Source organism: Spirillospora sp. NPDC048911 (assembly GCF_043198015.1).
GTDB lineage: Bacteria > Actinomycetota > Actinomycetes > Streptosporangiales > Streptosporangiaceae > Spirillospora.
The window spans coordinates 258,441-272,710 of sequence record NZ_JBICUD010000013.1 but is presented as its reverse complement, the minus strand read 5'-3'; the positions used below and the strand labels follow the sequence as shown (position 1 = coordinate 272,710).

Below are 14,270 nucleotides of genomic sequence, written 5' to 3'. Positions count from 1 at the left end.
TGGTCTGCGCGGGCGACCCCAGGGGCCTGGGGGGGGGGTGGGGCAACCCCACGCCCGGCCACCGCCCCCCCCCCCCCGGGCCGGGGGGGGGGGGGGGGGGGGGGGGCGGGCGCCCGCCCCGCCCCCGCGCTCCCGTTCAAGGACGACAAGGAGAGAAGATGGCCGTGTACTCCAAGGTCCTGGTCGGCTATGACGGAACGGTAGAAAGTGATCGGGCTCTGCGCTGGGCGGTCGAGGAGGCGCGGGTGCGGCGTCTCGACCTGACGGTCTGCCACTGCTGGCGCTGGCCCTACCCGATCAGCCGCGTGGACTACGACATCGAGCCGACCGTCAAGCGGATGGGCGAGCACCTGCTGGACCAGGGCGTCAGCCGCACCCAGCAGCTCGCGCCCACGGTGAAGGTGCACAAGCGGCTGATGAACGGCCCCGCCTATGCGGCGCTCATGCACGAGTCGTCCGAGGCCGAGCTCGTCGTGGTCGGCTCGCATGAGCAGGATGAGCTGCCGGTCGGCTCGACCGCGCTGCAGTTGCCGGCGCGCTCGCGGCGCCCGGTCGTGGTGGTCCGTCGGACGCCCTCCTCGTACGAGCGGGTCGTCGTGGGCGCGGACGGCTCACCCGCGAGTGATGCCGCGCTGGCGTTCGCGTTCGAGGAGGCGGCGATACGCGGCTGGAGCCTTCAGGCCGTCTACGGCTGCTGGGAGCCCGGTGCGGTAGCCGAGTCGGAGCTGGCGCTGTTCGCCGACAAGGAGACGCTGAAGCGCTCCTGCGGAGCACGGCTGGAACGTGCCGTCGCCCCTTGGCGTGACAAGTATCCGCAGGTCAGCGCAGAAACTTCGCTCATCATGGAAGGCTCGCGCACCGCCCTACTGGAGGCGTCCCAGACCGCCGACCTCATCGTGGCGGGTGACCGGGGCACCGGAAAGGTCTCTCAGCTGTTGCTCGGTGCGACCAGCTCAGCTCTGCTACAGCACGCACCCTGCAGCGTCGCGATCGTCCACTCCACCGACCGCTGAACGACCCACCAACGGCCGCCTACCTGACCAGTCACACGATGCGGGGCCCTCTGCGACGAAGCGGAGAGGGCCTCGCATCGTCGTCGTTCCACCTTTTCTCGGAACTCGGCCAGACGGAGATTCGCGAAGGTCGTTAGTCCCTGTATCGGGGACCTTCGGCGCTGCACGGGCACCTGTCGTCGCACACATAGTGGAAGTGAAACGACTCAAGAGGTGCTGCTCAGGAGGCGATGGTGACCACGCTGGAGGCCGGTAAGGCCGCGCTACCGCAGGTATGGCGGGGCTTTCAGGGAACGGCATGGCGAGAGGCGATCGATGTCCAGGACTTCATCCGCGCCAACCACGTCCCGTATGAGGGCGACGGATCGTTCCTGCAGGGGCCGACAGAGCGCACCGGTGCGGTCTGGGGTCAGGTCAGCGGCCTGTTCGCCGAGGAGCGGCAGCGCGGGATCCTGGACGTGGACGTGGTGACGCCGTCGTCCATCACCTCGCACGCGCCGGGCTACATCGACCGCGACCGGGAGCTGATCGTCGGTTTGCAAACGGACGCGCCGCTCAAGCGGGCCATCATGCCCGCCGGCGGGCTGCGGATGGTGGAGGCGGGGCTCGCGGCCTACGGGTACGAGCTCGACCCCCAGGTGCGCAAGACGTTCGCCGAATACCGCAAGACCCACAACGACGGGGTCTTCGACGCCTACACGCCGGAGATCTTGCGGGCGCGGAAGGCGGGCATCATCACCGGCCTGCCCGACGCCTACGGCCGCGGCCGGATCATCGGTGACTACCGGCGGGTCGCGCTGTACGGAGTCGACCGGCTGACCGAGGCCAAGCGCGCCGAACGTGCCCGGCTCGACGACCGCGTCCCCGCCGACGACATCATCCGGGACCGCGAGGAGCTGGCCGAGCAGATCCGGGCGCTGGGCGAGCTCAAGCAGATGGCCGCCTCCTACGGTTTCGACGTCTCCGGCGCTGCGCGCACCGCTCAGGAGGCAGTGCAGTGGCTGTACTTCGGCTACCTGGCGGCGGTGAAGGAACAGAACGGCGCCGCCATGTCGCTGGGACGCACCTCCACCTTCCTCGACATCTATCTGCACCGTGACCTGGACGAGGGGCGCATCGACGAGCGCCGGGCCCAGGAACTGGTCGACGATCTGGTCATCAAGCTGCGCATCGTGCGGTTCCTGCGCACTCCCGAGTACGATGAGCTGTTCTCCGGCGATCCGACCTGGGTGACCGAGGCGATCGGTGGGATGGGCGAGGACGGCCGGACGCTGGTGACCCGGACCTCTTTCCGCTACCTGCAGACGCTCTACAACCTCGGGCCCGCGCCCGAGCCGAACCTGACCGTCCTGTGGTCGCCGCGGCTGCCCGAGCCGTTCAAGCGGTTCTGCGCCAAGGTCTCGATCGACACCAGCTCGGTCCAGTATGAGAACGACGAGCTGATCCGGCCCCGCTTCGGCGACGACACCGCGATCGCCTGCTGCGTGTCGGCCATGGAGGTCGGCAAGAAGATGCAGTTCTTCGGCGCTCGCGTCAACCTTGCCAAGGCGCTGCTGTACGCGATCAACGGCGGCCGCGATGAGATGACCGGTCTGCAGATCGCGCCCGCCTACCCGCCTCTCACCGGGGAGCGCCTGGACTACGACGAGGTCAGGGCCGCCTACGACCGGATGCTGGACTGGCTGGCGGGCACCTACGTCGACGCGCTCAACATCATCCACTACATGCACGACAAGTACGCCTACGAACGCATCGAGATGGCTCTGCACGACCACCCCGTCGCGCGCACACTCGCCTGCGGGATCGCCGGGCTCTCGGTCGCCGCCGACAGCCTCTCGGCGATCAAGCACGCCGGGGTGCGGGTGATCCGCGACGAGACCGGCCTGGCGGTGGACTACGAGATCGAGGGCGACTACCCCGCCTACGGCAACAACGACGACCAGGCCGATCAGATCGCCGTGGACCTCGTGGAGTCGTTCATGGCCAAGATCCGCCGCCATCCCGCCTACCGCGGCGCCGAGCACACCCTGTCGGTCCTCACCATCACCTCCAACGTCGTGTACGGCCGCCACACCGGCAACACCCCCGACGGCCGCCGCTCCGGCGAACCGTTCGCGCCGGGCGCTAACCCGATGAACGGCCGCGACCGGCACGGCATGGTCGCCGCCGCACTCTCGGCCGCCAAGATCCCCTACGACCAGGCCCAGGACGGAATCTCGCTGACCGAGAGCGTCACCCCCGCCGGACTCGGCCGCACCGAAGCGGAACGGACCGCCAACCTGGCCGGGATCCTGGACGGCTTCACCGACGCGGGCGGCTTCCACATGAACGTCAACGTGCTCGACCGCGCCACCCTGCTGGACGCCATGGCGCATCCGGAGCGGTACCCCCAGTTGACCATCCGGGTCTCCGGCTACGCGGTCAACTTCGTGCGTCTCACGCCCGAGCAGCAACGCGACGTCGTCAACCGCACCTTCCACGGAACGCTATGACCACCCGGGAACGACTCCTACGCGAGGCCACCGCCGAGCTGCGCAGCACTGGCGGCGCCGAGGACCGCGGTCCCAACGGCCCCGCCGCGATCTCGGGCGCCGTCCACTCCTGGGACCTGTCGACCGGAGTGGACGGCCCCGGCACCAGGTTCGTGGTGTTCACCGGCGGCTGCCCGCTGCGGTGCCTGTACTGCCAGAACCCCGAGACATGGCGGATGCGCGACAGTGCCCAGACCACCACCGACGACATCATGACCGAGATCGAACGGTACCGCCGCTTCATCTCGGTGGCCGGCGGCGGCGTCACGATCAGCGGCGGCGAGCCGCTGCTGCAACCGCGGTTCACCGGCGAGTTGCTGCACCGCTGCCACGCGCTCGGCCTGCACACCGCCCTGGACACCTCCGGATTCCTGGGGAACCAGGCAAGCGATGCGATGCTGGCCGACACCGACCTGGTCCTCCTCGACATCAAGGTGTGGAACCCGCACACCTACCGCACCCTGACCGGTGGCGACATCACTCTCACCCTCCGTTTCGCCGAGCGACTCGCCGAGCTCGGGAGGCCCGTCTGGGTGCGCTTCGTCCTCGTCCCCGGACTCACCGACGCCGAAGACGAGATCGAAGGCATCGCCTCCTTCACCGCAGCCCTGCCCAACATCGAGTACATCGACGTCCTGCCCTTCCACCGGCTAGGCGCGACCAAGTACAAGCGCCTCGGAATACCCTTCCCGCTGGCCACCGTCGAGCCCCCCACGCCGGAACTCCTCGCCCGGGTGCATACCCAGTTCCGTGCCCACGGCCTAAGCACCCGCTGATGCCGTGTGGCGTTGCCGAGTAGCCTTCCGAGCCAAGGCGCACACCACGGTGAGGAATACGGAGCTGGTACCGAAGCTCTCTCCGGCGGTCGGCGCCGGGACAGGGGAGATCACCGCCAGCGGTGTGTTGAGCGATAGTGATCAAGCAATCCGCTGAGGGTGTCGTCATCGGCAAAGAGGCTTCGGTCCAGGACGGCGGCGCACCCTTTTCGACCGACCTCGCAGCGGCGGTCAGCGCTCTGCCGATGACCCGGGCGGACGGCTGGAGGAGCGCACGGGCGCCGTTGGATGCCAGGTGCTCAGTACGGCAGATCGTGGCATCGACTCGTCGTGCCGGAACACGGAGGACAGGCCGTGGATGGTGCGGGCTGGGCCGATGGCGGTGACAAGCCGGTGCCGGTTGGGGCGTCGTAATCGTCGGCTTGGAAGGCGACGATGGCGCCGCGGTGGCGGCGGCGAGTTCGGAGCCGGGCGCGGTGCGGATGACGATGAGATCTCCGTCAAGGACGAAGATGACCGGCTGGACGGCGGGTAGCGCTTGCTCGGTGAAGCCAGGCCGGATGTGGCAGGTAGAGGCGAACGTCCTCGGTGAGGATGCCATGGGCAGATGGATCTTCCCTTGCTCGGGGGTCCTTCGGCTCTATCGGATGAGACCAGCCAATGATGGGCTGGAACCGCCAGGCGCTGGAGAACAACCGGGGTTGATCTGCCAGAGCGAATGAGGGAGGGCGTCGTGGTGGCATCGCATGCTGTCTGCCGCACTTTACGCTCTGCTCTGAAGACCTGGAGCTGCGAAGACGCAAGCAATAAGCGGGCCTGCGGGGGAGCCCGCACTCGACGATTATTCAGCCCTGCGTCGGGCACGTGATCTCACATCCAAAGCCGATCATTCGAGGACGGACGTCATGGCCAAAGCCGCTCTGAACGGCACTGAGCTCCGGCTGATCGACGATTACTGGAAGGCCGCCAACTACCTGTCGGCGGCACAGATCTACCTGCTGGCCAATCCGATGCTGCGGGAGCCTCTGCGGCCTGAGCACATCAAGCCGCGGTTGCTCGGGCACTGGGGGACGACGCCCGGCCTGAACTTCTGCTACGCCCATCTCAACAGGCTCATCCGGGCCCGCGATCTCAACATGATCTACGTCATGGGGCCCGGTCACGGAGGGCCGGCGGCGGTGGCGAACGCGTGGCTGGAGGGCACCTACAGCGAGGTCTATCCGGAGGTGCCGCAGGACGAGGCCGGAATGGCGCGGTTGTTCCGGCAGTTCTCCTTTCCTGGGGGAGTGCCCAGCCATGTCGCGCCGGAGACGCCGGGGTCGATCCACGAGGGCGGTGAGCTCGGTTATTCGCTGGCGCACGCCTACGGCGCGGCGTTCGACAACCCGGATCTGACGGTGGCGTGCATCGTCGGGGACGGTGAGGCCGAAACCGGGCCGCTGGCCGCGTCGTGGCATTCCAACAAGTTCCTGGACCCGGTGCGCGATGGTGCGGTGCTGCCGATTCTGCATCTGAACGGATACAAGATCGCCAATCCGGCGGTGCTGGCGCGGATCCCCGAGGAGGAGCTGGTCCAGCTCTTCGACGGCTACGGCTACCACCCCTACCTGGTGACCGGCGACGACCCGGCGAAGATGCACCAGGGCATGGCCGTCGCACTGGACCGCGCGTTCGACGAGATCGCCGCGATCCAGAAGGGCGCCCGCACCGGCAAGAACCGTGAGCGCCGCCGCTGGCCGATGATCATCTTGCGCACCCCGAAGGGCTGGACCGGGCCCAAGGAGGTTGACGGCGTGCCGGTCGAAGGGACCTGGCGTGCCCACCAGGTGCCCCTGCACGGGGTACGCGACAACCCCGAGCATCTGGCGCAGCTGGAGGGCTGGCTGCGGTCCTACAATCCCGAGAAGCTGTTCGATGACCAGGGCCGCCCGCGCACTGAGATCCGGGCCCAGGCGCCGGTGGGGGAGCGGCGGATGAGCGCCAACCCGCACGCCAATGGCGGCCTCCTGCTGCGTCCCCTCGTCCTGCCTGATTTCCGCGACTATGCGGTGCCGGTCGACAAGCCCGGCACGACCTTCACCGAACCGACCAGGCGGCTGGGGGCGTTCCTGCGCGACGTCGTGACCGCCAATCCCGACAACTTCCGGATCATGGGGCCGGACGAGACGGCCTCCAACCGGCTCGGCGACGTCTTCGAGGTCACCGACCGCGTGTTCACCGGCGAACGCTATGACACCGACGAGCACCAGGCACCCAGCGGCCGGGTCATGGAGGTGCTCAGCGAGCACCTGTGCCAGGGCTGGCTGGAGGGTTACCTGCTGACCGGGCGGCACGGGCTGTTCAACAGCTACGAGGCGTTCATCCACATCGTCGACTCGATGTTCAACCAGCACGCCAAATGGCTCAAGATCACCCGGCACCTGCCCTGGCGGCGCCCCCTGGCCTCCCTCAACTACCTGCTGTCCTCACACGTGTGGCGCCAGGACCACAACGGCTTCACCCACCAAGACCCCGGCTTCCTGGACGTCGTCATGAACAAGAAACCCGAGATCGTGCGCGTCTACCTGCCGCCGGACGCCAACACCCTGCTGTCGGTCGGCGACCACTGCCTGCGCTCCCGCGACCACATCAACGTCGTCGTCGCCGGCAAGCAGCCCGCCCTCAACTGGCTCCCCATGGACGACGCCGTCCTGCACTGCACGCGCGGCATCGGGATCTGGGAATGGGCGAGCACCGACGGCGGCGCCGATCCCGACGTCGTGCTGGCCTGCGCCGGTGACATCCCCACCCTGGAAACCCTCGCCGCCGTCGACCTGCTCCGCCAGCACCTACCCGACCTGCGCGTACGCGTCGTCAACGTGGTCGACCTGATGCGCCTGCAGCCCGAGACCGAGCACCCCAACGGGCTGAGCGATGCCGCCTTCGACGCGCTATTCACCACCGACAAGCCGGTCATCTTCGCCTTCCACGGCTACCCCTACCTCATCCACCGCCTCACCTACCGCCGCACCGGCCACCACAACCTGCACGTCCGCGGCTACAAGGAGGAGGGCACCACCACCACGCCGTTCGACATGGTGATGCTCAACGACCTCGACCGCTACCACCTGGTCACCGACGTCATCGACCGCGTGCCGCACCTGGGAGAACGCGTCGCCCACCTCCGCCAGCGCATGACCGACACACGCCTCAGTCTGCGCGCCCACACCCGCCAGCACGGCGAAGACGCTGCGGAGGTTCGCAACTGGACCTGGCCTTACTAGATAAAGGGGCTCGGTTTTGTGCGGCTAGAAGCTGTCCGAACTTCCTCGACTTCCCCGGCGACGCCGGGGAAGTCGGTCGTTGCGGGCTCGATGTCGGTTCTCCGAAACCAGATCCAGCGGAATGCGGACCGCTGCCATCCCAGCGACCGCTGCCGGCCATGCTCACCGAGCCGGCACGAGGCGTACGGACGTCGCCCTGCTCGCGGCTTCGGACTCCCGCCCAGAGCCGCCGTTGTTCGTTCATTGCATCGAACAGGAGTCCTACAGCCGACCCTTTGTTCGTGGCCTCGGACGCTTGCGACCGGCGGCCTGGCCTCCAGGTAATGACCGAATCGATCGCTACCACCATTGACGCCGCGCGACAGAATGGACCGAACAGGGGTTCGAGTCGTGCTGGGCCATCGTGGGCTGCGGGCTTCGCCAGCTCGCTCGTCGACCCGGTGACGCTCCACATGGTGGCCACGCGGACAGGCCCGTCGTGGGCGTACGAGGCGTTGCCATACCTGGAATCGAATCAGGGAGCGGGGAGGTCGTCGTAGGGGTCGACCTGGTCGAGGAGTTGGGCGAAGTGCGGCTAAGCCCATGAAGCAGCCGCTCAATCGCACGACAGTGATTCATGCGGCGGGCTGTCACGCGACCAGTCTTGTCGCTCTGCCTGAAGGCCGGCCGGGATACGCGTCCCCGGAACTCGTGGAACTGTGCGCCCGTGGACATGACCTGGAGGCCCGCCGTCAGACTGGGAGCGAAGCGGTCGTGCTCGCAGGAATACGACGGCCAGAGAGGATCTCGGGGTGGATCCGGATGAAGTTGTCGCGCACGTTCGGAACCCATGAGTGCAGCGGGAGTCGCTTGAGAGCGGCGAGATCCTGAGGGTCGGTGACGGTCCGGGCCGGGCCGACGGCCACGACCGACCAGCCGGTGCGGGTGGTGGTGTCGAAGTCGTCGACCTCGAAGGCGACGATGGTGCCGCGGGTGACGGCGGCCAGTTTCGACCCGGGCGAGGTGCGAATGATCACGTCTTCCCCGGAGACGACGAAGTTGACCGGCTGGATGGCCGGCAGGGCCCGGTCGGTGAAGACGATGCGACCGAGGGGCGCGGCGGTGAGAAGCGTCCAGCACTCGGCGTCGCCGAGGATTTCCAGGCCGCTGTGGTCGAAAGGCATGACCCCATCATGCTGGAGGTCCGGAAGTCCCATTAGGGACGAAAGTCCTTTGTCCTGCGGCGGGTTGTGGATGCAGGCTCACCGGCGAGGATCATCCTTGGTCTTGGGCGTGGAGGCTTTGAGTTGGGCGGCGTAGGCGGCCGCCTGGGTGCGGCGGCTCATGTTGAGTTTGGCGAAGAGACTGGAGACGTAGTTCTTGACGGTCTTCTCGGCCAGGAACATGCGTTCGCCGATCTGCCGGTTGGTCAGGCCCTCGCCGATGAGTTCGAGGATCTGGCGTTCCTGGTCCGACAGCCCGGCCAGCGGGTCCTTGCGTTCTTGGCGGTCACGGAGCCGCTGGAGCATCTTGGCGGTGCTGCGCGGGTCCAGGAGGGATTGTCCGGAGGCGACGGTGCGGACGGCGCCGACCAGGTCGGATCCGTGGATCTGCTTGAGGACGTAGCCGGCGGCGCCGGCCATGACGGCGTCGAAGAGGGCGTCCTCGTCGTCGAAGGAGGTCAGCATCAGGCAGGCGACCTCGGGCATGGTGGAGCGGATCTCGCGGCAGACGGTGACGCCGTCGCCGTCGGGGAGGCGGACGTCCAGGACGGCGACGTCGGGCCGGGCGGCGGGGATGCGGGCGAGCGCGTGGTCGGCAGAGCCGGCCTCGCCGGCGATCTCGATGTCGTCCTCGGCGGACAGCAGGGCGGCCACGCCACGGCGCACCACCTCATGATCATCGACGAGGAACACCCGGATCACGGCCGGTTGTTGCGGGCTCTGGCTGGTCACGGCGCTGATTCCTCCGATGGGATGTGTTGATTCGACCGTAGGTGACCTCACCCGGTCCGGGAAAGAGGCATGCCCCCAATGATCGCGGACCAAGAATCTTTGCTGTGGGCCCGTGCCATGTATAGGTGATACTGGCGCCATGGCATCGGGATTTGGGGCGGGTGAGGACCGCGCACGGTTGTTGCTTCCGCAGTTGCGGCTGGATGATCTGCTGACCGAGCTGCAGACGCGGCTGGAGGCGGTGCGCGGTACGCGTGATCGTGTGCATGCGCTGCTGGAAGCGGTCGTGTCGATCGGTAGTGAGCTGAATCTGGCGACGGTGTTGCGGCGGATCATCGAGGCGGCCACGACGCTGGTGGACGCCCAGTACGGCGCGCTGGGTGTGATCAGCGAAGAGGGCGAGCATCTGGTGGAGTTCATCACCGTCGGTGTCTCGGCCGAAGAGATCGAGGCGATCGGGCACTGGCCGCACGGCCACGGAATCCTCGGCCTGCTGATCAAGGAACCCCAGCCACTGCGGTTGCCCGACCTGTCAGCCCACCCCGAATCGTACGGCTTCCCCGCCAACCACCCCCCGATGCACCGCTTCCTCGGTGTACCGATTCGGGTCCGCGACGAGGTCTTCGGCAACCTCTACCTCACAGAGAAACGCGGCGGCGCCGAGTTCGACGAAGAAGACCAGATCGTCGTCACCGCCCTGGCCACCGCCGCCGGTGTGGCGATCGAGAACGCCCGCCTGTACGAAGAGACACGCCGCCGCGAGCAGTGGACCGAGGCCTCGGCGGAGATCTCCACCGCGCTGCTGTCGGGCGCCGGCCAAGATCAGGTTCTGGAGCTGGTGGCCCGGCGCGCCCGTGAGATCTGCGGGGCATCGCATGCCACCGTCGCGCTCGTCGACGACGCGGCAGGTGAGTTCGAGCTGACGGCCGCTAACGGCGAATCTGCTGACGATCTGCGCGGGCTTCGCTTGCCCCTGGATGATGACCTGCTCGGACGGGTGCTGCGGAGCGGGAACGCGTTGTCGGTGCCCGATGCCAGCCAGACGACGATGGCGGCCGGCATGCCCGACCACGTGCCGCTCGGGCCGGCCTTGCTCGTGCCGCTGGGCGCTGGCGAAGGCACCCGCGGGGTTCTGGCAGTCGGGAACGTACCGGAGGCGTCGCCGTTCAGCGCGTCGGTGCAGCAATTGCTGGAGGCCTATACGGCCCAGGCCGCGATCGCCCTTGAACTGGCTGAGCGGCGCCGTGACACCGAGCGGCTGGCCATGCTGGAGGACCGCGACAGGATCGCCAAGGATCTGCACGACACCGTGATCCAGCGCCTGTTCGCCACCGCCATGACCCTGATGAGCGCCATCAAGCTCGTGGAGAAGCGCGACGTGGCCGTCCGGCTGCAGCGCTCGGTCGACGACCTGGACGACACCATCCGCCAGATCCGATCCACCATCTTCGCGCTTCAGGCCATGCCCGACGACCAGAGCCTGCGCCATCGCCTGCACACCGTGATCGACGCCGCCACCCAGAGCCTGGGCTTCGCGCCATCTGTTCGCCTGGACGGGCTGCTGGACACCTCCGTCGGCGACACCCTCGGTGAGCACCTGCTGGCCGTGGTCACCGAAGCCCTCTCCAACGTCGCCCGCCACGCCCGCGCCACCAGCGTCGCAATGTCGATCGAAGTCGGCGACGCCGAAGTCGTCCTGCGCGTCGAGGACAACGGCATCGGCATTCCCGAAGACGTCGGTCGCCGCAGCGGCCTGGCCAACATGGCCGACCGGGCTGACAGTCTCGGCGGCTCCTTCCAGACACGGCCACGCGAGGGCGGCGGCACCCTCCTGCAATGGCGTGCCCCCCTCGACGCGGAAGGGAACTGATCCGGGAAGACACGCGCCCGGCGCGTTGCGGAGCGCCTCGCGTCCGGTGCGTTCTCCCGGACGGAGGTAGCTGACGGCGATCACGAGGTGGATCGCCTGCGCTCACGCCCGCAGGGGCGATCTCATCCGACTCTTGCGCCGGCTGGTGAAACACGGCCGTCGCACTGCCGGGAGCGGTTGTTCAGGGCACCGTCAAGGGCAGCCCTTGATCGACCTCGCCCTCCGGCAATGAGTAGATCCAGGGTGGCCCCGGCGTGGTCGTTCCTCAACCGATCGACCTGTTCGAGTCGCTCGTGTGCAGACGACGCACGAACCCCGGTGACGGACGCGGCGTTCCAGCCGGATGCGCGGCTGGTCACCGGCTGAGGAATGTCCTCGCCCACCGTCGATGCCGACGCCTGCGCCGGGCCACCTCTATCAATCCGGGCGCGCGCGCCGCGTACACGCCCGCTCGCGCCGACTGCAGCCGTGAGCTGATGCCGGCGTCCCGCTCGGTGCTTCGCGTCGCATGCCTGTCCCAGTCCTGGTGGCTTTGCTCACCAGGCACCAGGGACCTTCGTCCAGCGAACACGGACTTACAGCCCTGGGGGAAACGGGTGTGGGCAAGGAATCTTCGAATCTAGATGGTCGCCGGATGACCGCGGTCTGACGGCGGCGACCCACGTTGGGGGAGTGACGTTCATGTCCGAGCTGGTCATCGTTGGTATAGATGGTTCCGCCCACGCATGGCGGGCGCTCGATTGGGCGCTCGAGCATGCCCGGCTCCACAGGAGACTGATTCGCCTCGTACACGCCTCACGCGGATTGGTTGCCGACGGGAGTCTCCCCGAGGCGACGCTGAGGCGACTCGTCGCTGAACGGCGGGATCTCCTGGAGGAGGCGCAGTGGTATGCCTCGAAGCGGTCGTCCGATCTGGATGTCACTACCGTTCTGGTGACGTGCGAGCCCGGTCAGGCTCTGCTCGATGAAGCAGAACGGGCGGCGCTGGTCGTCGTGGGCGCACGAGGCGGAGGCCGGATCGAGGAGTTGTTGCTCGGGTCTGTCAGCCTGCACGTCGCCGCCCACTCGCGCTGCCCCGTTCTGGTGGTGCCGCGGGCGGCGCCGTACCCGCCGGACGCCGTACCAGAGATCGTGGTGGGCGTCGAAGGGCGGGGTCCGGAGGACCGCCTGCTGGCTTGGGCCTTTGAGGAAGTGTCGGCGCGGGCGGCGCGGCTCGTCGCCGTGCACGCCACCGGCGTGGAGTTCGGTTCCCCACGCCGGCGGATCGTCGAGGACATCGAGCTCTCTGAGGCACTGGTCGGCTGGACGACCAGATACCCCGACGTCGACGTGATACCCACCATCGACGCTCGCTCGCCCGCCCAGGCCCTCCTCGCTGCGTCGGAGAAGGCCGGCTTGGTCGTCGTCGGAGCGCGTCGCCGGCACGGACCGCCGATCTTGGCTGTGGGCCGCGTCACCCATACCGTCCTGCACCGCTCGCGCTGCCCCGTCGCCGTCGTACCGGCCGAATGACTGCACCGGCCTGGCGGACTCTTTGAAGGACCAAAGACCCTTCATTCACAGTGCCCCACGAGATGGAATGTAAGTAGGTAAGGGAAGCCCCATAAAGGCAGGGAGTAGCGGACATCCGCGCACCATGCATCTCGAGACGCTGCCTAAGTGGGAGTTCCGTCCTGTTTGGTTGTGGTTGATGGTGGTTTCCAGTGGGTGGCTGCGGTAGTGCTGGCGAGGCGCGTGCGTCTCGCGCCGCTGAGGGTGGCGGCAGAGGCAGGTGTGGGTCCGTCTTGGCTGGAAAGGTCCCGTCTCATCCCGAGATGCCCACCGGTGCGTGCTGTGTCCTGCCGGTTCGGGCATACGGCTGGGCATCTCAACCGACGCGGCGTACATCCTGGTCATGAGCGCACCTCGTCGCTATCCCAGTGATCTGTCCGATGCCCGGTGGAAACTGATCGAGCCGACCCTGACCGCCTGGCGCGAGCAACGCCGCGCCGCCGCGCTGGACTTCGGCCGCCCACCCGAACACGATCTGCGCACCATCATGAACGCGATCTTGTATGTCGATCGCACCGGGATCCCGTGGCGCTACCTGCCACACGACTTCCCGCCCTTCCAGACCGTCTACTCCTACTTCGCCAAGTGGGAGACCGATGGGGTGTTCACCCAGCTCACCGGACTACTGCGCGGCCTGGTCCGCGAACAGGAAGGACACCGGCCCCAACCCAACGCCTGCATCATCGACTCCCAAAGCATCAAAACCTCGGTCGATGTGCCGCTGACCAGCCAAGGCACCGATGTCGGCAAGAAGATCGTGGGCCGCAAGCGCAACATCGTCACTGACTCGCTCGGGCTGCTGCTGGCAGTCTGCGTGACCGCGGCCAGCGTGTCCGACGGCGCCGCCGGCCGCCAGCTGCTCACCGACGTGGCCGCCGAGCACCCGACCATCACCAAAGCGTGGGGCGACACCGCCTACCGCACCAAGATCGTCGACCACGCAGCCACACTCGGCATCGACCTGGAGACCATCCGCCGCGACCCCGCCACCAAGGGGTTTGTCCCGCTACCACGACGTTGGGTGGTGGAACGCACCTTCGGCTGGCTCATGCTGCACCGCCGCCTGGCCCGCGACTACGAAACCCTGCCCACCCGCTCCGAAGCCATGATCCACATCGCAATGATCGACCTGATGACCCGCCGCCTCACCCGCGAATCCACCCCGACCTGGCGTGACCCCTGAGCCAGCAGATACAGGACGAAACTCCCACTAAGCGGCGGAGAGGCTTCCCATACCTCTTTCCCTGTTCAAAAGAAGGCCATGACGTCCACGAGCCTTGCGGGTAGAGCAGTCGGCACCGCGCAGGGGACGTAGTGATCAAACGAGAAATC

9 protein-coding genes and 1 pseudogene are annotated in these 14,270 nt (G+C 67.6%); 7 read left to right on the top strand and 3 right to left on the bottom strand.

All coding sequences use genetic code 11. The annotated features are described in order from the left end of the window. Positions 1-158: 158 nt before the first annotated feature. The 3 genes from ACGFNU_RS44420 (at position 159) to pflA (ending at position 4,320) form a co-directional block, all read left to right on the top strand. Positions 159-1,013, top strand: coding sequence for a universal stress protein (locus ACGFNU_RS44420; protein WP_392602698.1), 855 nt, complete (start codon positions 159-161; stop codon positions 1,011-1,013). Positions 1,014-1,246: 233 nt separating this feature from the next. After that, complete coding sequence (gene pflB / locus ACGFNU_RS44415) at positions 1,247-3,505, top strand: formate C-acetyltransferase (protein ID WP_392602697.1); 2,259 nt, start codon at positions 1,247-1,249, stop codon at positions 3,503-3,505. Then, positions 3,502-4,320: a pyruvate formate-lyase-activating protein gene (pflA, locus tag ACGFNU_RS44410; protein WP_392602696.1), complete on the top strand. Its 819-nt coding sequence runs from the start codon at positions 3,502-3,504 to the stop codon at positions 4,318-4,320. The genes pflB and pflA overlap by 4 nt, the downstream gene beginning before the upstream one ends. A gap of 475 nt (positions 4,321-4,795) precedes the next feature. Here pflA and ACGFNU_RS44405 read toward each other — a convergent pair. Continuing rightward, a pseudogene (locus ACGFNU_RS44405) lies at positions 4,796-4,921 on the bottom strand (hypothetical protein); the annotation flags it as partial. Positions 4,922-5,225: 304 nt separating this feature from the next. On the opposite strand from ACGFNU_RS44405, the gene ACGFNU_RS44400 reads away from it, so the two are divergent. Then, positions 5,226-7,583, top strand: a complete 2,358-nt coding sequence (locus ACGFNU_RS44400; RefSeq protein WP_392602695.1) for a phosphoketolase — start codon at positions 5,226-5,228, stop codon at positions 7,581-7,583. Between the two features lie 731 nt (positions 7,584-8,314). On the opposite strand, the gene ACGFNU_RS44395 is transcribed toward ACGFNU_RS44400, so the two are convergent. Then, complete coding sequence (locus ACGFNU_RS44395) at positions 8,315-8,746, bottom strand: pyridoxamine 5'-phosphate oxidase family protein (protein ID WP_392602694.1); 432 nt, start codon at positions 8,744-8,746, stop codon at positions 8,315-8,317. A gap of 78 nt (positions 8,747-8,824) precedes the next feature. Next, complete coding sequence (locus ACGFNU_RS44390) at positions 8,825-9,517, bottom strand: response regulator (protein ID WP_392602693.1); 693 nt, start codon at positions 9,515-9,517, stop codon at positions 8,825-8,827. Positions 9,518-9,656: 139 nt separating this feature from the next. Here ACGFNU_RS44390 and ACGFNU_RS44385 point away from each other — a divergent pair, with 139 nt between their 5' ends. From ACGFNU_RS44385 to ACGFNU_RS44375, 3 genes are all read left to right on the top strand, one after another. After that, a complete protein-coding gene (locus tag ACGFNU_RS44385) occupies positions 9,657-11,387 on the top strand; it encodes a GAF domain-containing protein (RefSeq protein WP_392602692.1) in 1,731 nt (576 codons plus the stop codon). 681 nt (positions 11,388-12,068) lie between these two features. Beyond that, a complete protein-coding gene (locus tag ACGFNU_RS44380; protein WP_392602691.1) occupies positions 12,069-12,899 on the top strand; it encodes a universal stress protein in 831 nt (276 codons plus the stop codon). Between the two features lie 382 nt (positions 12,900-13,281). Then, a complete protein-coding gene (locus ACGFNU_RS44375) occupies positions 13,282-14,121 on the top strand; it encodes an IS5 family transposase (RefSeq protein ID WP_392602690.1) in 840 nt (279 codons plus the stop codon). The last annotated feature ends 149 nt before the right edge of the window (positions 14,122-14,270 follow it).

Bases quoted from the DNA above. Each gene is read 5' to 3' on its own strand.
- ACGFNU_RS44420 (WP_392602698.1), top strand. From the start codon at position 159: ATGGCCGTGTACTCCAAGGTCCTGGTCGGCTATGACGGAACGGTAGAA.
- pflA (WP_392602696.1), top strand. From the start codon at position 3,502: ATGACCACCCGGGAACGACTCCTACGCGAGGCCACCGCCGAGCTGCGC.
- ACGFNU_RS44400 (WP_392602695.1), top strand. From the start codon at position 5,226: ATGGCCAAAGCCGCTCTGAACGGCACTGAGCTCCGGCTGATCGACGAT.
- ACGFNU_RS44395 (WP_392602694.1), bottom strand. From the start codon at position 8,746: ATGCCTTTCGACCACAGCGGCCTGGAAATCCTCGGCGACGCCGAGTGC.
- ACGFNU_RS44385 (WP_392602692.1), top strand. From the start codon at position 9,657: ATGGCATCGGGATTTGGGGCGGGTGAGGACCGCGCACGGTTGTTGCTT.
- ACGFNU_RS44380 (WP_392602691.1), top strand. From the start codon at position 12,069: ATGTCCGAGCTGGTCATCGTTGGTATAGATGGTTCCGCCCACGCATGG.
- ACGFNU_RS44375 (WP_392602690.1), top strand. From the start codon at position 13,282: ATGAGCGCACCTCGTCGCTATCCCAGTGATCTGTCCGATGCCCGGTGG.